This window comes from uncultured Duncaniella sp. (assembly GCF_910577345.1).
Lineage (GTDB): Bacteria > Bacteroidota > Bacteroidia > Bacteroidales > Muribaculaceae > Duncaniella.
In genome coordinates this window covers 1-20,843 of record NZ_CAJTMT010000027.1, presented here as the reverse complement: position 1 = coordinate 20,843, position 20,843 = coordinate 1, and the positions used below count along the sequence as shown (strand labels likewise).

Sequence of the window (20,843 nt, the reverse complement as noted above, 5' to 3'; positions counted from 1 at the left end):
ATAAACCTTAAATCCCCCTGCGGAAAAGTGATTTTTTTTTACCACATATTATATTTTATGAAAAAATAGCACTCCACCGGAGCGCGAAGCCTAAGCCGGGGAGGAGGCGGCGGGAGTTTTGTTATATCATATATATATGTTATATTTGCATTATAAATTATATCCGAGTATGAATACTGTGGCATTAAACGGGTCAGAGAAGACCAAGAAACTGATAGAACTTCCAAACGATATCTGCCGTCGGCTTGCCGTCCAGGCTGCAATGATGGGGACGAGTGTCAAACGCCTTATCGAGACAATGGTGATTGAGGCGACCGAAAAAACGGATGACGAGACAATCTATTCCTATCTGCTTGAGACACGGCCGGAGGGTTCGGTGATGATTTCCGAGACAGAGCAGGATGCGCTTCTCAGACGCTTGCGCGAAAAAGCCGGTCGAGGATGAACTACAGGCTTTCAAAAGATTTTGCCAGAAGTCTTGAACGTCTCAACGGGAAGGAGCTTCGGTCGGCTCTGGCAATGCTTGATGAAGTCGGTCGGGCCAAGACATTGGGAGAGATTACCGATTGCAGGAAGCTGACAGGATTCAGGCATGTCTATCGCATCCGAGAGGGCAGCCGCAGGGCTTTTTTCACCTTCCATATAGAGGTGGTCGACGATGTCGTGTTTTTCCGTTATCTGACGTCGCGCGGACAGGCCTACGACAAGGCGATGGAGACATCCTTGCGGAAAAGTGATGCGGAATAATTGGGGTGTGGGATGCTGTGAATTTTGCCACACACCCGTTAATTTATCCTCTCTTTTCAACTGAGTTAGGGAATAATTTGTTAATTTTGCATCGAATATCCTTTTCCATAGGGGAGGGGCAATAGAAACTTCATGGCAGCCATAGACATAATTTTACTCCTGATCTTTATTGTTTCGGCGTGGCTTGGTTTCCGCAAGGGAATCATCACGCAGCTCGGTTCGGTAGCGGCTATCGTGATAGCCATCATCGCCTGCCGCATGTTTGGCGGGACGGTCGAACAGATTTTCTTTGACAATCATCCCGACTGGCAGGCCGGGTCGTCAATATCGCACTATGCGGTGTCGATTCTGGCAAACGGAGTGATATATCTCGTGGCCTACTATGCCGTGATACTTGTGGCCAAGCTGCTCCATACGGTGAGCCACATCGTGCTCCTCGCTCCCCTCGACCATATCGCGGGCGCGGCCTTCTCGGTTGCGAAATACGGACTTGTGGTGAGCCTCCTGCTCAACCTCTACATTGTCTGCTTCCCCAACACCCATCTGATAGCCGACTCGCGACTGGCAGGAGGGAAGGCGGTCGAGTGGACGATTGGATTCGCACCGTGGGTCCTCGACACCATCCATCCCGTGGAAAAGGACACCGAAAATGCCTCGGGAAATGAAGAGGCGACCCCTGTCGAAACAGACAAAAGCAAGACAGTCTCCCGTTCTATTCATGAATGAAGAAATAATGGAAACAAAAGAGAAAAACAATCCCAAGGACAGCGATCAGCTCATCAAGAGCGCGACCTCCGATGAATATAAATACGGCTTCACCTCCGACATCGACACCGACATCATCCCCGTCGGGCTCAACGAGGAGGTGGTGCGTCTCATCTCAGCCAAAAAAGGGGAGCCGGAATGGCTGCTCGAATTCCGTCTGAAGGCTTTCCGCTACTGGGAGACTTTGAAGATGCCCGACTGGGCGCATCTCAACATTCCGCCCATCGACTATCAGGCCATCAGCTATTACGCCGAGCCCCGCGCTAAGGCCAAGGGACCCGAAAGCCTCGACGAGGTGGACCCGCAGCTTCTCGATACATTCAACCGCCTCGGCATACCCTTGCAGGAGCAGAAAGCTCTTGCCGGAATGGCTGTCGACGCGGTGATGGACTCCGTCAGCGTGAAGACCACCCACCGCGAGAAGCTCGCCGAGAAGGGCATCATCTTCTGCTCCATCTCGGAAGCCGTCAAGGACTATCCCGACCTCGTGAAGAAATATCTCGGCTCAGTGGTGAGCTACCGCGACAACTTCTTCGCGGCGCTCAACTCGGCCGTGTTCTCCGACGGTTCGTTTGTCTATATCCCCAAGGGAGTCCGCTGCCCGATGGAACTCTCGACCTACTTCCGCATCAACGCCTCAGGCACAGGCCAGTTCGAGCGCACGCTTATCGTGGCCGACGATGATGCCTACGTCAGCTATCTCGAAGGCTGCACCGCCCCGATGCGCGATGAGAATCAGCTTCACGCCGCAATCGTGGAAATCGTGGTCGAGGACCGTGCGGAGGTCAAATATTCCACCGTCCAGAACTGGTATGCCGGCGATGCCCAGGGGCGCGGCGGTATCTACAACTTCGTGACAAAGCGCGGCCTTTGCCGTGGCGACCACTCGAAGCTCTCGTGGACACAGGTGGAGACCGGTTCGGCCATCACTTGGAAATACCCCTCATGTGTGTTGAAGGGTGACTACTCGCGCGGAGAATTCTACTCCGTAGCCGTGACCAAGAACTATCAGCAGGCCGACACCGGCACAAAGATGATACATATCGGCAAGAACTCCTCGTCGACAATCGTCTCCAAGGGTATCTCCGCCGGACATTCGCAGAACTCCTACCGAGGACTCGTCAAGGTGGCCAAGGATGCCACAGGATGCCGCAACTACACCCAGTGTGACTCGCTCCTGATGGGCGACAAGTGCGGCGCCCACACCTTCCCCTACATTGACGTGCTCAACGACACCGCCATTGTCGAGCATGAGGCCACGACATCGAAGATTTCCGAGGACCAGCTCTTCTATTGCAATCAGCGCGGTATCCCAACCGAAGAGGCCATCGCTCTGATTGTCAACGGCTATGCAAAGGAGGTCATGAACAAGCTCCCGATGGAGTTTGCCGTCGAGGCACAGAACCTCCTGCAGATCACACTTGAAGGCTCCGTAGGATAATGAAAGCCGCGCTCTATCTCATACCGTCGACCATGAGCGACGCTCCGGTGACCGACGTGATTCCCGACGGGAATCTCGAAATCATACGCGGAGTGAAGCATTTCGTGGTCGAGAATGTCCGCACAGTGCGCCGTTTTCTCAAACGCTGTGACCGGAATATCGACATCGACTCATTGACATTTACCGTCCTCGACGAGCATACCCGGCCCGAAGAGATTCCAGCCATGCTCTCGCCGCTTGCCGAAGGCCACCCTGTCGGGGTGATTTCCGAAGCCGGATGTCCGGCCATCGCAGACCCCGGTGCCGACCTCGTTGCAATCGCCCAGGAGAAGGGCTATGAGGTCGTTCCGCTCGTCGGGCCGTCGAGCATCCTGCTCTCGCTGATGGGTTCGGGCTTCAACGGACAGAGCTTCGCCTTCATCGGCTATCTTCCCCACGAGGCCAAGGCGCGCACCGCACGTCTGCGCGAACTCGAGCAGCGCATTCGCCGTGAGAATCAGACGCAGATATTCATCGAGACACCCTACCGCAACAATAAGCTGATAGCCGAGCTTGCATCGACACTGCCTCCCGGGCTGAAACTCTGTGTGGCCTCCGACATCACCGGCCCGCAGCAGACCATCCTGACCCTCCCGCTCTCCAAATGGGCGCGGTGCAAATATGACTACGACAAAATCCCTACAATCTTCCTGCTGAACTACTGACAACTCAAAACTAACAACCCACAACTATCTACTCCTTGGCAAAATCACGCAAAATATCATCGGGACGACGTATGCCCGGCCTCTTTGACGGTCTTGACGACTTCAATACTGAGGCCGGAAGCGATTTCCGTATCATACCCGAAAAGAAAATGGAAGAAATCGCACGTCAGATGAACCGTGAGACAGTCAACAGCGACACCATCGACGAATTGCCGCCGATGAATGTCGCCGACAAGGTGTTTTTCATGAGTTTCGGCAGTGGCAGTTCAGGCAACTGCTCCTACGTCGGCGACCGCGAGGGTGGTTTCCTGATTGATGCCGGAGTGGAGGTTGCGAAAGTCGTCGACGGACTGCGTCGCAACGGTGTTTCGATGGAGAGGGTGAAGGGTATCTGTCTCACCCACGATCATGGCGACCACATCCGCGATGTCTACGGACTTCTGCGTCGCTACCGCCATCTGCGTGTCTACTGCACCCCGAAGACCCTCAACGGCATACTACGCCGCCACAATGTGTCGCGCCGCATCAAGGACTACCATGCGCCCATCTACAAGGAATTCCCCTTCAAAATAGGCAATTTTGAGATTACGGCCTTCGACGTGATGCACGACGGAGCCGACAACGCTGGCTATTTCATCACCCACGGCGATGTGAATTTCGCAGTGGCCACCGACCTCGGTTGTATCAGCGAGCGCGTCGACTACTATATGCGCCGTGCAACCCACATCGTCATCGAGGCCAACTATGACCTCCAGATGCTCCGCGAGGGGCGCTATCCGGAGTATCTTAAGGCAAGAATCGAGGCGGCCAACGGACATCTCGACAACCGCGTCACTGCGCAATTTCTCGCCGACATCTACACGCCACGTCTTCGCAACGTGTTCCTCTGCCATCTGTCGCATGACAACAACACGCCTCAGAAAGCCCTCGGTGCTGTCGCAACCGCACTGGCAACTGTAGGCGTGAAGAATCTTGGCTCCGGTTTCGATTGCCTCAACGAACCTGACGCACCACCCTCACAGCTGCATCTCGTCGCGCTTCCTCGCTTCGATGCCTCGCTCCTTTATCCTTTGGAGCCGTAGGGAGTGTGTCCTGTCACTGCATCCGTCTATCCGATAATTGAATCGAGCGCGGCCATCAACCGGGGGACAGGCGGGGCATAGTGATTTCCTTTTGTCATCTTATAGACCACATCGATTCCTGCCCGGCGGAGAATGTCGGCGACTTCATCCGTGCAACGTTTCACCGGTTGGAAGCGGGCAACCGTTGTGTCCTCCTCTTCATCACCGAGTGAAAGGTAGATTTTGCCTCCGCGTGGCGGGATGGGGGCCGAGCGCAGCCATGTCGTGAAACCGTCATACCAGAATGAGCCGGAAATGGAGATGACATTGTTGAAGAAGGGCGATTCAATCCATTGCCACGTTGCGAACAGTCCCGAGAGTGATATTCCTGCAAGTGTGCGGAACTCAGGGGTGAGGTTCATCGCCTTATCTATTGCGGGGACGATGACGCGGGTCAGATTGTCGAGAAATTCCTGTGCTTTACCTTCAAATGGAGCGTCACGCTGAAATACCCCGGGAGCACGCCACGGTGTGAGGTCGTTATCCCAGTCGATACCGGTGATGAACGCTATCCCACACGCATAGTGTTCGGCAAGGCGTGCGGACGTTTCCGCTGTCACCGGCATCGGCCATAGAAGATAGACGGTTTGCGATGGAGCTTTCACTCCTTTTTCGGGTGTGGAGATGAGGCAGCGGTAGCCTGCAGTCTCAAATGTCTTGTTCATTTCTGTGTGTTGTTATGCGGATTGAATATCATCATGTTTGCCATGTCGGTGAATCCCAGATTTGAATATAATTCCCGGCCGAGAGGCGTGGCTTCAAGATAAATTTTGCTAATTCCCCTTCTCTTGCACTTTTCGAGGAGATGGTCGACGATGGCGTGTCCTGCCCCTTGATGGCGATAACCGGGACGCACATATATGTTCATCATATATGCGCATTTTCCGTTGGGATTGTCGGGCGAAGGCAGTTCGTGGTGGAAACACAATCCTCCGCACCCTATCTCCTCACCCTCGGCAGTGACGGCAAGACATGCGTAATGGCTTGCGTGGCGGATGTTGAATCTGTAGTAGTCACGGTTCGCCCTGCAAAGTTGGGTGAGGGTTTCGGTGTCAGTCTTTGCCGACAGACCGAAAACGCTCTCTATCACCTCCATGCGCCATGCGAGTAGACGGTCGATGTCCCTGAGTGGTTCAAAGAATAGTTGCATCATAGCTGTCCCTCCTTGAATACTTTTGGCAATGCTTTGCGGTCGACCTTTCCGTTGGGAGTTAGTGGTAAAGTTTCCATCCGGATGAAAAATTCGGGAATCATGAATGGGGTCAGTTTACGTTTGAGTTTCTCGGTCAGTTGACGGAACGAGAAGCGGAGATGACTCGGCACGATATAGGCAACCAGATATGACAGCCCCTGGGAATCAATGTCGGCCTCTACCACGCCGTTCTCGACGTCGTCAATTGCATTTATGACATTCTCGACCTCCTCGCGCTCGACTCTTTTGCCAAGAATCATCACCTGGTCATCCTTTCGGTGAAGGAATCCTATCGACCCGTCGGGGAGACGGTAGCCGAGGTCGCCGCTCCTGTAGATTCTCCGTCCGTCGGGAAGGGTTGTGAAGTTGGCGCTTTCCGGGACAGTCGTGAGATAGCCTTCACCTACACCTTCGCCGAGAATGCAGATTTCACCGCGCTCACCGGGCTTCACCGGTTTCATTTTCTTGTTCATTATCATTATTTCCACATCCTTTATCTCATGACCGATAGGGAAGGTTCCGTCGTCAAGCGGCGGGATATTGTCACAGCGTTGGTAAGTCGCGCACACGGTCGTTTCGGATGGCCCGTAGGTGTTGTAGATTTCAACCCCTGTTTCGCGCAGACGGTCGATATAGCTTCCACGCAGGACATCCCCGCCGCTGATGAGCAGGCGCAGTGATTTCGGAATTTCCGGGAGCTTGTTCATGTCGAGAAGCAGATAGGGGAAGCCGCTGATGATGGTGACACCATGAGCTTCAACAAACTTCATGAGCTCATTAAGATTCGACTTCGTGTTTTCCGGAGGTATGGCGAGGGTGGCTCCGTTGAGAAGTGTGGTGAACACCTCTTCCACGAATATATCGAACGAGCACACAGAATATTGCAGCATCACGTCGCCGGGAGCCGTATGGAATTCCTGTTCGAAGGCGTCGGCGTAATGGCACACGTTGCGGTTGTTGATGACAACACCTTTCGGTTTTCCTGTCGTTCCGGAGGTGTAAAGTATATAGGCTGTATCCTCCGGTGAGGTTTCAGCGACGGTTGCATTATCCGGATTGCCTTCTGCTTTTAATCCGGGTGCGATTTCAAGTAGAGGTGTCGCTCCGGTTTCCGGTTTGACACCAGGTGAGACGATTATGAAGTCGACATCTGCCTCCTCCATCATGAACTTTATGCGTTCGGGGGGAAACGACGGTTCGGCCGGGACGTAGGCGGCTCCGGATTTCAGGACTGCGAGGATTGAGGCTATCATCTCTATGCCGTGGTTCATTACTATTCCGACCCTTCCGGCATGTTTTTTCGGAAAGAGTGTCGTGATGGCGTCCGCAAGGCTGTCGAGTTGTGAATATGTTATCTTTCTGCCATTTTCCACGATGGCTATAGCGTCCGGTTGGGAAGCTGCAATCTGTTTGAAACGGTTGTAAATAGTGTTTTCCATCATGTATATATAAGCCTTTATGACCGTTGATTGTTCAATTATTCTTATATTTGCAAATCAACACACATAATGATTACTACACCCTCATGATTACTCCGGCCCGATATTACGACACCCTCCCTGCCGAGGTCAGAAATCTGTTCCTGAAATGGGGACGGTTCCTCTATGATGATGTCAGCTTCAACATGCCTGACAGCCCACTCCATGCCGCTCATCATTGCGAACGAGTATTGCTTCATGCACTGCGGATGGGAGTCGCTGAAATGGGCATTGATGACATCGAAGCCCTCGAAATCCTCGCACACGCCTCTGTGTTTCATGACACCCGTCGCCATGATGAATATCTCGACACAGGGCATGGAGCACGTGCTGCCGTCTATTATACGGAGTTCTGCAAGGGTGCATCCAATTCAGAAGACTCAGATTGTCCGTCTCGACAGCAAGCCGGAATTGTCTTTCATCCGGAAGCCGTCTATCTGATGCGTTACCATGACCTCGACGACACATTGGGCATAGAAGCTATCCGTAGGGACTTCCCTGACAGAGCCGGAAAGGTGGAGAAACTTTATGCCATTTTCAAGGATGCCGATGCGCTTGACCGTTGGCGTCTCGGGCGTTGGGGACTTGACGAAAAATACCTCCGTACCGCCTCAGCCCGTACCCTCGTCCAAACCGCCCGCAATCTCGTCACCGACACAATGGACCCCGCCATCCTCGCCCACTACGACCGCCTGATGAACGAAATCATGTCAAAGAAAAAATAATCCTTACCTTGCTTAAATTAATCTAATTCTCAAACGGCTACAATAATGTTATACCATATTCCGAAAGATAATTAGGCCAATTAATGAGACAATTTCATCCAACCATTTCACAATTAATCTGATAAGTATAGAACTTAGATATAAAAAGCATCCTGCACAATGTCTCTACGACAGCATGCAGGATATCGGTTGTTGGCTATATGGGATACAACCTTTTTACTGAATATTACATACGATGTTAACAGTAATTGACTATATGCAAGCTTTATGTTGCCTGTAATATAGTTTATATTGCTATAAGGACATATTATAATCTGCTATTATTATCAAGTATCTTTTCGGATTCCTTTAATTTCTATTTATCTCTTTGCAAATTTACAAATAAAATTGCAATAACAAGCATCTGTAGGTGTATCTCTAATGACACGATTATATCGCAGAATACGCACACGCCCAAATAAGACTAAAAATAGAACAGTTTTTTTCACTATTCTTATATGTATATTCTATATATCCCGCTCCTTGTTGGCGGGGAGGTTCCGGCTAAGTTCCGCGAAAAAGTCGCGATTGAGGATGACAGAGATACGCATGAGGAGGGCGGTATCAATGGAATGCTTCTGAAACAGACGGTAGACGTTGGAACGGTCACAGCTCAGCTTTCGAGCGAACCAGGAGATGCTTCTCTCCTGACGCATCAGCTCTTCGCGGATAATTGTACCGATTGGCTGCATTTATGAGGCGTGCGAAAGATTGCGGCAAGCATCCCGGAGGCCGTCATTTTTATAAACTGGAGATAGGCTTGTTACGAAAACGTGGGATGCTGAATCACCTTTCTGTTCTCCAATTCAAGGCACTTCGCAAAACCTACTCGAGAAAAACAGAGACATCCGCAGCCCACGTGGTGATATAGCGGTAAGGTGTGACTCGCACGTTCCGGCCGTTGGTGACCGAAAGGCGCATTGAGAATCACAACGACATACATATATCGCCGTGGACGTTCAAAATGCGGTTTCCTCAGTCTCGAGTGTCAAAAAGTTGCGAAGTTTCTGAAAAGACAGATAGAAACGTTTTTAAACGTCATCGTAAAAATGTGAAACGACAATGCCCACCCGCCTCTGCGGATGTCTCTGAGGATACCACAAGTATTCTCAAAGGCATTTCACCCTGCAAAGATAAGCATTCTGCGGGAAAAATCAAATGTTAAAATCGTGTAGGATTTGGGGGATGGTTGAACAAATAAAAATGTAGTAATGTTATAAAATCAAAACGCTTCAACACCCATTCACGGCAGCGAAGACAAGAGAACAAACCCAACGTGAAGGAAGAAGTGAAAAACAACACAGAAATTTATTTAAAGAAAAAAGAGTTTACTAAAAAATCGTGTTTCATTTTTAATTTATGAGAGAAATGAAAAGAAATTTGTTAATCGTAGCAGCTTTGGGCGGTATGCTCTGGAGCGCAAATGACGCAAAGGCACAGGAGACAGTGTCAGGTGTTGTAGTTGAGGAGACACCCGTCCTCGTCCAGGAAGTGGACTGCAAGGACTACTATACTCCCGGTTCTTGGAAAAACAACTGGTTCATCCAGATAGGTGCCGGTATCCGTTCACCCTTCATGGAGAATGTCGATACCAAAAATGACAACCATCGCCGTATTACCGCCGTCTACAATCTCGGCGTAGGCCGTTGGATCTCACCCTACTTAGGTTTCCGCTTCTCGGGTTACTACGGTGCAATGCACTGGAACCAGGGTGTCACTGCCAAAGCTCGTGTGGCCAACCTCAATGTTGATTTCATGTGGGATATGTTCAACTCAATCGGTGGCTACAGCCCCAACCGAGTATTCTCAATCGTTCCTTTCATCGGTCTCGGCGGTTCATTTGTCTATGACTACAAGCCCGCTCTCGGCAACATCCAGGACCGCGACGGCAAGGGCATCAAGAAAAACCAGTGGCTCCTCCCGGTTTCAGCAGGTCTGCAGCTCCGCTTCCGTCTGAGCGAATATGTTGACTTCTTCGCAGAAGGCCGCGCTCAGTTCTATGGCGACAACTTCAACAATGAAGCTTACGGTCGTCCCATCGACATTGACCTCTCAGCTATCGGCGGTTTCACCTTCCACCTCACCGGCTCGAAGTTCCAGCGCTACAATCCCTGTGACTACACCGATTATATCAACAATGCCAACGCTCAGATCAACGACCTCCGTGGCGCTCTCGCAGCTACCTCCGCAGCTCTCGCAGCCGCTGAAGCTCAGCTCCCCTGCCCCGAAGTATCAGAAACTGTCGTGGAAGCTTCTTCAACCACTATCCTCCCCACCGTCCGCTTCAAGCTCAACTCTGCTTACGTAAGCTCAGAGGAAATGGTCAACATCTACAACATGGCCGAATACATGAAGGCTAATCCCGACGCTACCATCGTGGTTCGCGGTTACGCTGACAAGGATACCGGTACATCAGAATACAACATGAAGCTTTCAGAGCGCCGCGCTCAGGCTGTCGCTGACATCCTCGTGAATGACTACGGCATCAACGCCAACCGCCTCGTCCTCGAAGCTGCAGGCAGCAACACCCAGATTTACGATACCAACGACTGGAACCGCATCGTAATCTTCGCAATGCCTGAATAAGATATGAGTTGTGAGTTGACAGTTTTGAGTTGACAACCGACAGCAACCTAAAGGCTAAAAACCAAAAACTGAAAACTAAAGACTCAAAACTAACAACTGAAAACTAAAAACTAAAAAAACCGAGTTTTTTCTGTTCAAAAACAATAATTGACGTTTGCGACCCGAAGGTGCCCCCAAAGCCCTCCGGGTTGCTTTCTTTTTCTGCTGACTTCATCTCCGTGTCAGCGGAATTTGCTAATTTTGCGCTATAATACTTAATAAGCATATTTTCATGAGTGTAATCATATTAGGCATAGAATCGTCGTGCGACGACACTTCGGCAGCCGTAATCCGCGACGGTGTCCTGCTCAGCAACGTCATTGCATCGCAGCAGGTACATGCCGAATTCGGCGGCGTTGTCCCCGAACTGGCCTCACGCGCCCATCAGCAGAACATTGTACCGGTCGTCGACACCGCCCTCAAACGCGCAGGGATAAGCAAAAGCGACCTGACAGCCATCGGCTTCACACGCGGGCCCGGTCTGTTAGGCTCACTCCTTGTCGGGACGAGTTTCGCCAAGGGAATGTCGCTCGGACTGCGCATCCCCATCGTGGATGTCAACCATCTCCACGGCCATGTCCTCTCACACTTCATCCGTCGCGAGGAAAACGACCCCGTGCCGGAATATCCCTTCATCTGTCTTCTCGTTTCGGGTGGCAACAGCCAGATAATTCTCGTCAGGAACTACAATGACATGGAAATCCTCGGCCAGACCATCGACGATGCTGCCGGTGAGGCCTTCGACAAGTGTGCGAAGGTGATGGGACTCCCCTATCCCGGCGGTCCGCACATCGACCGTCTCGCAGCCGAAGGCAATCCGAAGCGCTTCAAATTCGCCAAGCCCCACATCCCGGGACTTGACTACAGTTTCAGCGGACTAAAGACATCGTTTCTCTACACCCTCCGCGATGAGCTGAAGAACAATCCTGACTTTATCGAGGAAAACAAGGCCGACCTCGCCGCCTCGCTGCAGAAAACCATCATCGACATCCTCATGGACAAACTCGACAAAGCAGTGAAGCAGACAGGAGTGAAGACCGTGGCAATCGGCGGTGGCGTATCTGCAAATTCGGGTGTGCGCGATGCCGTGGCCGACTACTGCAAGCGCCACAACCTGACTGCCTTCATCCCCCCGCGCGTCTTCACCACCGACAATGCCGCGATGGTAGCCATAGCCGCCTACTATAAATACCTCGACCGCGACTTCTGCCGCTACGACGAAGTCCCCTACGCCCGAGTGCAGGTATAGTTTTGGAGTTGTGAGTTGTTAGTTTTGAGTTGTTAGTTTTGAGTTGTTAGTTTACAGTTTTGAGTCATCAGTTTACAGTTTTGAGCTGTCGATTGCAGAACTAAAAAATCACAACTATACTCCCCCCAACTCAAAACTGAAAACTAAAAACTCACAACTAAAAACCCACAACTGTACTCCCCAACTCACAACTAAAAACTAACAACTCACAACCCAATGCAACTATCCGTCATTGTCATCGGCGATGAGCTTCTGCTCGGTCAGGTGACAGATACAAACTCGGGCGAAATCGCCCGCCATATAGCTCCCTACGGCTGGGAGGTCAACGACGTGCAGGCCGTTGGCGATGAAGCCGAAGAAATACGCCGGGCAATCGACCGTGCCTTTGAACTCAGCGACGTAATCATCACCACCGGCGGCCTCGGCCCGACAAAGGACGACATAACCAAAGGCGTCCTCCGCGACTACTTCGGAGGTGAGCTTGTCGAAGACCCGGCAGTGCTTGAAAACGTCAAGCAGGTGGTCAGCTCCAAAGGATTCAAGCTCAACGACCTCACCGCCGCTCAGGCAATCGTCCCGACCTCATGCCGTGTGATTCAGAACCGTGTCGGGACAGCCCCTATCATGTGGTTCGAACGCGACGGCAAGGTCCTCGTGGCAATGCCCGGCGTACCGTTCGAGACACGCGAGATGTTCCAAAGCGAGGTATTCCCGCAATTGCGCGAGAAATACCGCACGAATGTCGACATCGAACATGCCGTGCTCATGGTCACCGACTATACCGAAAGCGGCCTTGCAGAATACATCGCAGCTTGGGAAGAGGCACTCCCTCCCCATCTCCACCTCGCCTATCTTCCCAAACCGGGCCTCATCCGTCTGCGCATCGACGGCGCACACCCCGACAAGGCTTTCATCACCGAGGAAGTGCGCCGTGCAGCCGCCGAACTCCATGAGATGCTCGGCGATGCCGTAATCGCCACCGACGACCTCACTCCGGCCCAGATTCTGCTCAAAGAATGTGGACGGCTCGGCCTGACTCTCGCATCAGCCGAGAGTTGCACCGGCGGAAACATAGCCCACGAACTCACACTCATCCCCGGTTCGTCGGAAGTCTTTGTCGGCTCAGTGGTCAGCTACAGCAATGAGGTGAAAATGAATCTGCTCGGTGTCGGAGCCAAGACATTGGAGGAAAACGGAGCCGTAAGTCTGCCCGTAGTCCGCGAGATGGCCGAGGGTGTACTCCGTGCCACAGGTGCGAAAGTAGCCGTAGCCACAAGCGGCATCGCAGGCCCCGGCGGAGGCTCGGAAGAGAAACCGGTCGGCACCGTCTGCATCGCCGCCGCACTCCTCACACCCGAAGGGATGACCCTTTGCGAAGCCGAGACCTATCATTTTGCCGGAACCCGCTCCCGCATCATAGAGTCGTCCACCACCCGCGCCCTCATCAAAGCCATCAAACTCCTCCGCACCATCTGAGGTCACAACACGAATCTACAGGTCACGACTTGCGCGTGACCTGTAGATTTCTACCTTTCACCTTAAAACTATATTTCCATGAATCCTCTGTTTGCAAGTTTAATAATTGCATCTGTGACCACAATGTCAGTCACGGCTGCAAAACCAAAAGCGACATTCGCCCCGGCTCCGGGAGCAGAAAATGTGAACATCGACACCCGTCTATCCATCACCTTCCCCTCCGCGCCAACCATTGGCGATAGGGGCATGATACGCATTTTCGACGCAGCAACGGATGTCTGCATCGACAGTCTCGACCTCTCTATTCCTGCAGGGCCTACTGAAAGCACAAAACTGCCGAAAGCCCCCTACACCTTCGACCCATACATCTACGATCAACCACGCCACACCAACAGGACCATCAAACCGGGCACTCCCTCGGGAAACGCGGCTGCAACGTCTGACGAATATCAGCTTAATATAATAGGTGGTTTCACCGACGCCTTCCACTTCTATCCCATAATCGTCACAGGCAACAAAGCGGAAATCTATCCCCACAACAACATGCTTGACTATGGCCGTGACTACTATGTGACAGTCGATCCGGATGTGCTTGTCGTGGACGGGAAGAAATTCCACGGCGTGACGAAAAAAGACGGCTGGCGCTTCTCCGTCCGGCCCGATGCTCCGGAAGCGGCCAACCGCACAATCACTGTCGCAGCCGACGGCTCGGGGGATTTCAACACCGTCCAGGGTGCAATGGATTTCATCCCCGATTTCAGCAGCGGGAAGTGGCGTGTGTTTATCAAAAACGGGGACTACGAGGAGCTGGTCTATTTCCGCAACAAGCGCAATGTGACCATCGAAGGCGAGAACCGCGACAGTGTCTACATACACTATCCCAACAATGAGGTGTTCAATCCTCATCCCGCCGATGTCAGCACTAACGAATGGCTCGGGACCTTCCCCTCGCGCCGGGCACCGTTCATGATGGACAACTGCACGGACATGGTGCTCCGCAACTTCACCGTGGCGACGACTTGCCGCGGACAGGCCGAGGGACTGCTGATTATGGGTGAACGCAATATCGTCAAGGATGTCACGGTCATCGGCGACGGCGACGCACTGCAGGCAAACGGCTCACTTTATATGGAAAACTGCCGCATCGAAGGTGGTGGCGACACTGTTCTTGGCCGTGGTCCTGTCTATTTCAAGAATTGCACGCTCCTCTCCAGAGGGCCCTTTGCCTATATCCGTAACGGCAGCTCCAACCACGGTGATGTGTTCGTGGACTGCACCCTCATCGGTCTTTCTCCGCGTGCAGTCTTCGCAAGAACCAACGGAACATATCCGCACTGTGAATTCGTGTTGATTGACTGCACTCTCGACAACATTCCAGCTATCGGCTGGGAGGGCATAACCAAAGGCCCGCATGACTATGTGAGATTCTTCGAGGCCGGAAGCAAAAATCCCGACGGCTCGCCGACCGACACATCCAAGCGCGCCGAGGGTTCGCGGGTGCTCGATTCCGTAAAGGATAGGAAACTCATTGATGCGTACAGAAATCCGGAATTCGTCCTCGGTTGGAAGCCTGGCGACATTCGTTAATCGTTCTTAAAGGTCTCAACCCTTCAGGTCACTGTAGCGTTTTAGATACAGAATTTCAATTCGAATATCTAAAACGCTATAATTATGACCTTCAACGAAGCTATAAAAAGTTCACGCGTAGTGCTTGTGGAGTTCTACGCCTCATGGTGTCCCCACTGCCAGCGCATGATGCCTGTGGTCTCGCAAGTCAAGGAACTCCTTGACGGACGCGTCCCGGTATTTCAATATGACATTGACAAAAACAACGATGCCGCCGACGAAGCGGGTGTCCGTTCGATCCCTACATTCATAATTTACTATGACGGCAAGGAAGAATGGCGCCACAGCGGAGAAATCGACGGCGAGGTGCTTCTGGCAAAAATCGACTCCTTCAAGGACAAATATTGATTTCTTCATTACTCAGTTAACATCTGCATGTATGTCGGACAGCGGAAGCAACCAGCTTCGGGATTGTCCGACATACATTCTTACAATCTCTCAACAGAATCCTTCATACATTCAATCACGATGGAGACAACAGACAGGACTATATTCAGTGATTTCTTAAGGGAACTCGGGGTGAAACACACCGAGGCATATTCCGACGACCGTTTTGCAAATATGCCCTTCAAGTCGCTGTTCGGTCTGTCAAAGCTCCTTGACAGCTACGGGATAGCCAATGAATCGCTCCGGCTTGGCTCCCCTGACTGTCTGACCGACTTGCCGACACCGTTCATCGCCCACACCGATGTGGGGTTCGTAATTGTCACCGGCTTCTCGGACGGTAAACTGAATTATCTGACACAAGGTGTGGCCGAAACCATTCCGGTCGATGAATTCAAAAAGGCATGGGACGGCGTGGTCATGCTCGCCTATCCCGACAGCAAGTCTATCGAACCCGACTATGCCGCTCACACACGCGACAAACTCATCGCAAAGGCCAAGAGTGTGGTCCTCATCACGGGTGCCATACTGCTTTTCGCCTACCTCTTCATCAGCAACGGGCTTTATTCCCATTGGTCGGCATGGTTCATCGCGGCCATTGACCTCTTCGGACTATGGCTCACATATATGCTCGTACAGAAATCTGTAAAAATCAAGAACGCAGCCGCCGACAGGGTCTGCGGTGTGCTTCAGGAAGGCGGATGCGACAGTGTGCTTGAGATGAAAGCCTCGAAATTCTTCGGCATATTCGGTTGGAGCGAGGTCGGTTTCTCCTACTTCTCAGTCAGCCTTCTCGCACTTCTGATGTTTCCGCAGTGGATATGCTATCTGGCGCTCTGTAATCTGTGCTGTCTGCCATTCACTTTCTGGAGTATCTGGTATCAGAAATTCCGCGCCAAGGTGTGGTGTACGCTCTGCGTGAGCGTTCAGGCCTCACTCTGGCTACTGTTTTTCTGCTACCTCGGTGGCGGATGGTTCAAGGGGATTTTCCCGCTGAGAATCGAATTTTTCGTTCTTGGTCTTACATACCTGACCGTCCTGCTCGGACTAAACCGCCTGCTTCCTCTCATCGACAAGTCTGAACCCACACCAACCGGCTCCGGAGATGACGGCGCTTCCGATCCCATCCCACCGCGCCATTGACCACTCATTCCCCTCCAACCTCATTAAGCATATCCTAAACAACTCCCACAGCTATGAGCATCAAAAAAATAACACGTCCGGACATAAAGGATGCCGTCAGACTCAACCCTCGAGAGATGAACGCCCTTCATTTCTCTCAAAAACACACCATCCTCACCCCCGACCGCCTGAAAACCGCACCCAACGGCAACCAATAAGATGCGAGGCCGGATGGCAAATGGCAAGCTGCGAAGATGCTTTGTGACCTCACCATGCCGGATGGCAAATGGCAAGCTGCGAAGATGCATTGCGACCTCACCATGCCGGATGGCAGTCGGTAAGCTGCGAAGCAGCGGTACGATGGTAGCCCCTCATCGAGCGACGATGCAATTAAGCCCGCAGGGCGAAATTGCAGCGCGCGAAGGTGTGGGGATCACGAGGAAATCCACCAAAATGGGCATCGGAGATGTCCGATAATAACGCACGCCTCCGAATTATTGATATGGAAAATGCCGGATATTACCCGTTTAATTATTTAAAATGGGTTATTGATGGTTTATCTATGCCGGGATGATATTATCGGACATCTTCGATGCCCGTGTCTGCATATCAACCGATAACCCCACACCTTCGCGCGCTGCAATTTCGCCCTGCGGGCTTAATTGCATCGTCGCTCGATGAGGGGCTACCATCGTACCGCTGCTTCGCAGCTTAACATCTGCCATTATGTTAACAATTGTGTTAATGAATTTTAACTTCATCGGATAGCGGGTATGACTGTCTTTTTCAATATCTTTGTATAGACTATTTAACCTATACTACGCGCGAGAGACATTTCTCCATTTGATAGTATATACATTTAACCTGTAATCATTTATTTAACCTACTCAAATCCAATCAGATGTTTCACATTAAAAAATTCATCACGGCCTTGGCGCTTACGTCAATAGGCTCAACGATGTGGGCAGCAGAGGATTCGTTGTATCTTACCTTCAAGTATACCGACGGATCTGTAACCCAGATTGAAATTCCCTTCCCGGAACAATCAGCCGTAGCATTTCCGACAATGAAATTTACGGAAAAAACCATGGAAATCTCCATTCCGTCCGAAAAAGAGGGAGAGGGACCAAAAATCCACACCATCGGAATCGCGGATCTTGAAAACTCAACCTTTGATTCAACCACATCATCCATCGAAAACGCAGTACTCAACAACAGCACTGTATTCTCACTCATAGGTGACAACAGCCTGCGCATCGTCTCGACCGACGATATTCAGGCGGCAGACGTAAGAGTGTATGACGTCGCAGGACGCAGCCAGAACGTCGCTTTAGAGATTGACGGCAATTCCGCAACAGTATCCCTCAACGGACTGAACACCGGAATCTATATCGTAAACTATAAGAACAACTCCATTAAAGTCACCAAGAGATGAAAAGATTGATACTCATTCCGGCTTTGATGTCGTTGATGGCTGCCGGAGCCAATGCCCAGGAAAACGTCATAGACCAGATACATATCGACACCGATGCTTACATCTGGGAAGGCAATACCTTTTATATCTCAGACATCGACAGCATCACTTTCTATAAGGGACCTTACAGTTTCGGAATCCCGGGACAAACCTACAAACTGATGCGGCTCCACGGTAACGGAGCAAACCGCCGTCTTCCCGCTTTTCCGGTTGATGAGATAAGAAACATCGAATTCAAGTTCCGCGACAGCCGCAAATTACCCTCACCGAAATTCACAAACGGAACCACCGATAACAAATGGAACAATCTGCGGATAGTTTGGGAGCCTGTCAATGGTGCCAAAGGATATGTCGTCAGATACTGTGACAATATGGCTGATTGGGAGGACGACGATTATTGGGCCACAACAGAAAGCTCATCCACATCGAAGGGAGAGATAAAATTATCGGCAGACCTGACCACTGTAGTCATTGAAAACCTTAACTATTCATCGCAATACACCTTCGGAATAAAGGCCTTGTCAGACATCGACGACAGTTTCGATTCCGATTGGACGAGCAGAAACTGTCTCGCGCTCAACCGCAGATTCACCCTTGTGACCGGAGAGCGCTACAAAGTCCCTACTATCCTCTCGGTAGCGAGCCGCGACACCACTTCACTGCGCATCGCCTTTGACCTCGACTATGCCAACCACGCTTCAGAGGATATCGACAAGGACTTCGCAAGCAATTTCGAAATTGCCGATGGGAAATTCGTTGCCCATGAACTGAATGTCACACCGCTGTCAGGCGAAGTTAACAACAAATGGGCCAAGTATATGCTGACAACTGAGGATATGGAGAATGGCTATGTTGATATTGACGGATTGAGCTCCGGAACCACCTACAAAGTCTCCATCAGAAACAACAATGTCAAATCCGAACCTGATGCGACATACAACAACCTGTTAGTGACCACAAAAGCGCCCAGCCAACCGAAGCTTATCACGCATGTCGTCACCCCCGGTATGGAAGCCTATAATGCCTGCAACATCTCTACGGAACTTGCCGGTTTCATGGCCGACAATATCCATGACTCCCAGGTTTTCTATCTCGAAGGTGGGAAAATTTACTACATCAACAGCAATGTGGACATCATCAAGGGATTCACACTTGAAACACTTCCCTCAGATGTAGCCGCCGGAAAACATGCTGTCGTCTACATGTGTGATCCCACGGTCAACCCATTGGTCAGCACTTCTACCTACAATTTCATGCTTGGAGGACCATCAAACAGTTCAGGAGCCCTGACCATAAGTCCAATTGCACTCCGCAATATCGACTTCCAGTGTCCGTCGGCCAATAATATAGGTAAAGTACACATGGATGGCGTAAACATAACCGGAAACTATTTCATTAATTCCTATTCTAACTCCCCTCAATTCACTCTCGAAGCCCTGCAAATTGAAAACTGCACATTCCAGGGCATCATCCGCGGATTCATAAGAATGCAAGGAAGCAAGGGGGGTGTCATCCAAAGTTTGAATTGCGACGGAAATATCTTCTATAACTGTGGCTACTTTGATGCCAACGGCCGTGGTTACGGATGGTTCTGCGCTCCCGGAGATTCGTCATACAACATGTTCGGCGATTTCCACTTCACCAACAACACTATCTATGATTCCCCACTGGACTGCCTGCTGACAGACGGAAATAAAATCATTGACTGGCCGGAAGATTATAAATGGAATATTACCATTGAAAACAACACTTTCATTAATTTCTCCACAAGGACAAGCGGACGATATTTCCTCTACCTAAGATATGTCCCCAATGGTTCACACTTCTCCATCCAAAGAAATCTATTCTGCCAGACCAAGAATGAAGATGATGCCCGTCAGCTCTATTTCAGTGGTGCCGACATCCGTTCGGGCGAATTCACATTTGAAATCAAGGACAACTATTCCGTCGGATGCCAGGAATCGAATCTCGGTGATGATAAAATATTCACCTCCGGAGCATTTTCAGCTGCTAAAAATTCATTCGGTGCTTTCCCGGCAAGCAATAAAGGCACAGCGACAGACCTCGTTGTGAGCGCAGGTTCAAATCCCTTAAAGGCCACCGACCTCTTCAACAATCCCAATCCTCCCCATAATCAGGTGGATGGTGTGAATCATCAGGACGACCACAAAGCTCCCGACAATATCTTCGAGGCCCTCAGATATAAACAGTCCCCCGAAGTGACCAACCACGAGATTTATACCAAGAACATCGGCGACCAGCGTTGGAAAAACTGATTGCCTCTGACTGAATAAAATTGTCATCCGGCCGGAAATTCCCGATTTTGCGGAATCCGACCGGATGATTTTTTATCACCTTACAGGAGATACAAAAGAGCAAAAGTCCCTATAACGCGTTCCACATTAGCTTGAAGCGATATAACAAATTTGTTATATGATAGTAATTTGTTATATGATAGGGCTCAAGAGCCAAAAGACATATAGAGAACCTAACGATAACTATCAATCTATAAAATCACCAAAATAGGCGTAATATATACTACATTGCAAATCAGAATTATAGTGCCGGATGGCAATTGGTAAGCTGCGGAGCAGCGATGTGCTCATAGCCCCACATCGAACGGCAACGCAATGAAGCCCGCAGGGCGAAATTGCGTGCCGTGAAGGTGTGGGGTT

Annotated in this window: 20 protein-coding genes; 16 read left to right on the top strand and 4 right to left on the bottom strand. The window is 51.0% G+C overall.

Annotation, left to right across the window (positions count from 1 at the left end; translation table 11 throughout):
• Positions 1 to 178: 178 nt before the first annotated feature.
• The 6 genes from QZ310_RS10870 to QZ310_RS10845 all read left to right on the top strand — a co-directional run bounded on the left by QZ310_RS10870 (position 179) and on the right by QZ310_RS10845 (position 4,739).
• Positions 179 to 445 carry a hypothetical protein gene (locus QZ310_RS10870; protein WP_297072688.1) on the top strand — a complete coding sequence of 89 codons (267 nt, stop codon included), beginning with the start codon at positions 179 to 181 and terminating at the stop codon, positions 443 to 445.
• Positions 442 to 747 carry a hypothetical protein gene (locus QZ310_RS10865; RefSeq protein WP_297072686.1) on the top strand — a complete coding sequence of 102 codons (306 nt, stop codon included), beginning with the start codon at positions 442 to 444 and terminating at the stop codon, positions 745 to 747. The genes QZ310_RS10870 and QZ310_RS10865 overlap by 4 nt, the downstream gene beginning before the upstream one ends.
• A 132-nt stretch (positions 748 to 879) precedes the next feature.
• Complete coding sequence (locus QZ310_RS10860) at positions 880 to 1,473, top strand: CvpA family protein (protein ID WP_297072684.1); 594 nt, start codon at positions 880 to 882, stop codon at positions 1,471 to 1,473.
• A 7-nt stretch (positions 1,474 to 1,480) separates the two neighbouring features.
• Positions 1,481 to 2,953, top strand: a complete 1,473-nt coding sequence (gene sufB, locus QZ310_RS10855; protein ID WP_297072731.1) for a Fe-S cluster assembly protein SufB — start codon at positions 1,481 to 1,483, stop codon at positions 2,951 to 2,953.
• Positions 2,953 to 3,657, top strand: coding sequence for an SAM-dependent methyltransferase (locus QZ310_RS10850; protein ID WP_297072682.1), 705 nt, complete (start codon positions 2,953 to 2,955; stop codon positions 3,655 to 3,657). The genes sufB and QZ310_RS10850 overlap by 1 nt, the downstream gene beginning before the upstream one ends.
• 35 nt (positions 3,658 to 3,692) lie before the next feature.
• Positions 3,693 to 4,739 carry an MBL fold metallo-hydrolase gene (locus QZ310_RS10845; protein WP_297072680.1) on the top strand — a complete coding sequence of 349 codons (1,047 nt, stop codon included), beginning with the start codon at positions 3,693 to 3,695 and terminating at the stop codon, positions 4,737 to 4,739.
• Between the two features lie 26 nt (positions 4,740 to 4,765).
• On the opposite strand, the gene QZ310_RS10840 is transcribed toward QZ310_RS10845, so the two are convergent.
• The 3 genes from QZ310_RS10840 to QZ310_RS10830 are packed head-to-tail and all read right to left on the bottom strand — an operon-like array spanning position 4,766 to position 7,412.
• The gene (locus QZ310_RS10840) at positions 4,766 to 5,443 is read right to left on the bottom strand and encodes an alpha/beta hydrolase-fold protein (protein WP_297072678.1); all 678 of its coding nucleotides are present in this window, start codon (positions 5,441 to 5,443) and stop codon (positions 4,766 to 4,768) included.
• On the bottom strand, positions 5,440 to 5,931 hold the full coding sequence (locus QZ310_RS10835; protein WP_297072676.1) for a GNAT family N-acetyltransferase: 492 nt from the start codon (positions 5,929 to 5,931) through the stop codon (positions 5,440 to 5,442). The genes QZ310_RS10840 and QZ310_RS10835 overlap by 4 nt, the downstream gene beginning before the upstream one ends.
• Complete coding sequence (locus QZ310_RS10830) at positions 5,928 to 7,412, bottom strand: amino acid adenylation domain-containing protein (protein ID WP_297072675.1); 1,485 nt, start codon at positions 7,410 to 7,412, stop codon at positions 5,928 to 5,930. The genes QZ310_RS10835 and QZ310_RS10830 overlap by 4 nt, the downstream gene beginning before the upstream one ends.
• Before the next feature lie 47 nt (positions 7,413 to 7,459).
• Between QZ310_RS10830 and QZ310_RS10825 the strand changes: the two genes are divergently transcribed.
• Positions 7,460 to 8,173, top strand: a complete 714-nt coding sequence (locus tag QZ310_RS10825) for a hypothetical protein (RefSeq protein ID WP_297072673.1) — start codon at positions 7,460 to 7,462, stop codon at positions 8,171 to 8,173.
• A 506-nt stretch (positions 8,174 to 8,679) separates the two neighbouring features.
• Here QZ310_RS10825 and QZ310_RS10820 read toward each other — a convergent pair.
• Entirely contained in the window at positions 8,680 to 8,904 is a 225-nt protein-coding gene (locus tag QZ310_RS10820; RefSeq protein ID WP_297072671.1) for an XRE family transcriptional regulator, read from the bottom strand.
• A 676-nt stretch (positions 8,905 to 9,580) separates the two neighbouring features.
• Here QZ310_RS10820 and QZ310_RS10815 point away from each other — a divergent pair.
• The 9 genes from QZ310_RS10815 to QZ310_RS10775 all read left to right on the top strand — a co-directional run bounded on the left by QZ310_RS10815 (position 9,581) and on the right by QZ310_RS10775 (position 20,444).
• On the top strand, positions 9,581 to 10,798 hold the full coding sequence (locus tag QZ310_RS10815; RefSeq protein WP_297072669.1) for an OmpA family protein: 1,218 nt from the start codon (positions 9,581 to 9,583) through the stop codon (positions 10,796 to 10,798).
• Between the two features lie 271 nt (positions 10,799 to 11,069).
• Positions 11,070 to 12,086: a tRNA (adenosine(37)-N6)-threonylcarbamoyltransferase complex transferase subunit TsaD gene (gene tsaD / locus QZ310_RS10810; RefSeq protein ID WP_297072667.1), complete on the top strand. Its 1,017-nt coding sequence runs from the start codon at positions 11,070 to 11,072 to the stop codon at positions 12,084 to 12,086.
• 216 nt (positions 12,087 to 12,302) lie between these two features.
• The gene (locus QZ310_RS10805; protein ID WP_297072666.1) at positions 12,303 to 13,562 is read left to right on the top strand and encodes a CinA family nicotinamide mononucleotide deamidase-related protein; all 1,260 of its coding nucleotides are present in this window, start codon (positions 12,303 to 12,305) and stop codon (positions 13,560 to 13,562) included.
• A 123-nt stretch (positions 13,563 to 13,685) separates the two neighbouring features.
• A complete protein-coding gene (locus tag QZ310_RS10800; RefSeq protein WP_297072664.1) occupies positions 13,686 to 15,149 on the top strand; it encodes a pectinesterase family protein in 1,464 nt (487 codons plus the stop codon).
• A gap of 84 nt (positions 15,150 to 15,233) precedes the next feature.
• Positions 15,234 to 15,536, top strand: a complete 303-nt coding sequence (locus tag QZ310_RS10795; protein WP_297072662.1) for a thioredoxin family protein — start codon at positions 15,234 to 15,236, stop codon at positions 15,534 to 15,536.
• A gap of 120 nt (positions 15,537 to 15,656) precedes the next feature.
• The gene (locus QZ310_RS10790; RefSeq protein ID WP_297072660.1) at positions 15,657 to 16,715 is read left to right on the top strand and encodes a vitamin K epoxide reductase family protein; all 1,059 of its coding nucleotides are present in this window, start codon (positions 15,657 to 15,659) and stop codon (positions 16,713 to 16,715) included.
• 53 nt (positions 16,716 to 16,768) lie between these two features.
• Complete coding sequence (locus tag QZ310_RS10785) at positions 16,769 to 16,912, top strand: hypothetical protein (RefSeq protein ID WP_297072658.1); 144 nt, start codon at positions 16,769 to 16,771, stop codon at positions 16,910 to 16,912.
• Between the two features lie 683 nt (positions 16,913 to 17,595).
• Positions 17,596 to 18,129 (top strand): T9SS type A sorting domain-containing protein, encoded by a 534-nt coding sequence (locus QZ310_RS10780; RefSeq protein WP_297072656.1) that lies wholly within the window; start codon positions 17,596 to 17,598, stop codon positions 18,127 to 18,129.
• Positions 18,126 to 20,444 carry a fibronectin type III domain-containing protein gene (locus QZ310_RS10775; protein WP_297072654.1) on the top strand — a complete coding sequence of 773 codons (2,319 nt, stop codon included), beginning with the start codon at positions 18,126 to 18,128 and terminating at the stop codon, positions 20,442 to 20,444. The genes QZ310_RS10780 and QZ310_RS10775 overlap by 4 nt, the downstream gene beginning before the upstream one ends.
• Positions 20,445 to 20,843 lie beyond the last annotated feature (399 nt).

Bases quoted from the DNA above. Each gene is read 5' to 3' on its own strand.
- QZ310_RS10865 (WP_297072686.1), top strand. From the start codon at position 442: ATGAACTACAGGCTTTCAAAAGATTTTGCCAGAAGTCTTGAACGTCTC.
- QZ310_RS10860 (WP_297072684.1), top strand. From the start codon at position 880: ATGGCAGCCATAGACATAATTTTACTCCTGATCTTTATTGTTTCGGCG.
- sufB (WP_297072731.1), top strand. From the start codon at position 1,481: ATGGAAACAAAAGAGAAAAACAATCCCAAGGACAGCGATCAGCTCATC.
- QZ310_RS10850 (WP_297072682.1), top strand. From the start codon at position 2,953: ATGAAAGCCGCGCTCTATCTCATACCGTCGACCATGAGCGACGCTCCG.
- QZ310_RS10840 (WP_297072678.1), bottom strand. From the start codon at position 5,443: ATGAACAAGACATTTGAGACTGCAGGCTACCGCTGCCTCATCTCCACA.
- QZ310_RS10835 (WP_297072676.1), bottom strand. From the start codon at position 5,931: ATGATGCAACTATTCTTTGAACCACTCAGGGACATCGACCGTCTACTC.
- QZ310_RS10830 (WP_297072675.1), bottom strand. From the start codon at position 7,412: ATGATGGAAAACACTATTTACAACCGTTTCAAACAGATTGCAGCTTCC.
- QZ310_RS10820 (WP_297072671.1), bottom strand. From the start codon at position 8,904: ATGCAGCCAATCGGTACAATTATCCGCGAAGAGCTGATGCGTCAGGAG.
- QZ310_RS10815 (WP_297072669.1), top strand. From the start codon at position 9,581: ATGAAAAGAAATTTGTTAATCGTAGCAGCTTTGGGCGGTATGCTCTGG.
- tsaD (WP_297072667.1), top strand. From the start codon at position 11,070: ATGAGTGTAATCATATTAGGCATAGAATCGTCGTGCGACGACACTTCG.
- QZ310_RS10805 (WP_297072666.1), top strand. From the start codon at position 12,303: ATGCAACTATCCGTCATTGTCATCGGCGATGAGCTTCTGCTCGGTCAG.
- QZ310_RS10800 (WP_297072664.1), top strand. From the start codon at position 13,686: ATGTCAGTCACGGCTGCAAAACCAAAAGCGACATTCGCCCCGGCTCCG.
- QZ310_RS10795 (WP_297072662.1), top strand. From the start codon at position 15,234: ATGACCTTCAACGAAGCTATAAAAAGTTCACGCGTAGTGCTTGTGGAG.
- QZ310_RS10790 (WP_297072660.1), top strand. From the start codon at position 15,657: ATGGAGACAACAGACAGGACTATATTCAGTGATTTCTTAAGGGAACTC.
- QZ310_RS10785 (WP_297072658.1), top strand. From the start codon at position 16,769: ATGAGCATCAAAAAAATAACACGTCCGGACATAAAGGATGCCGTCAGA.
- QZ310_RS10780 (WP_297072656.1), top strand. From the start codon at position 17,596: ATGTTTCACATTAAAAAATTCATCACGGCCTTGGCGCTTACGTCAATA.
- QZ310_RS10775 (WP_297072654.1), top strand. From the start codon at position 18,126: ATGAAAAGATTGATACTCATTCCGGCTTTGATGTCGTTGATGGCTGCC.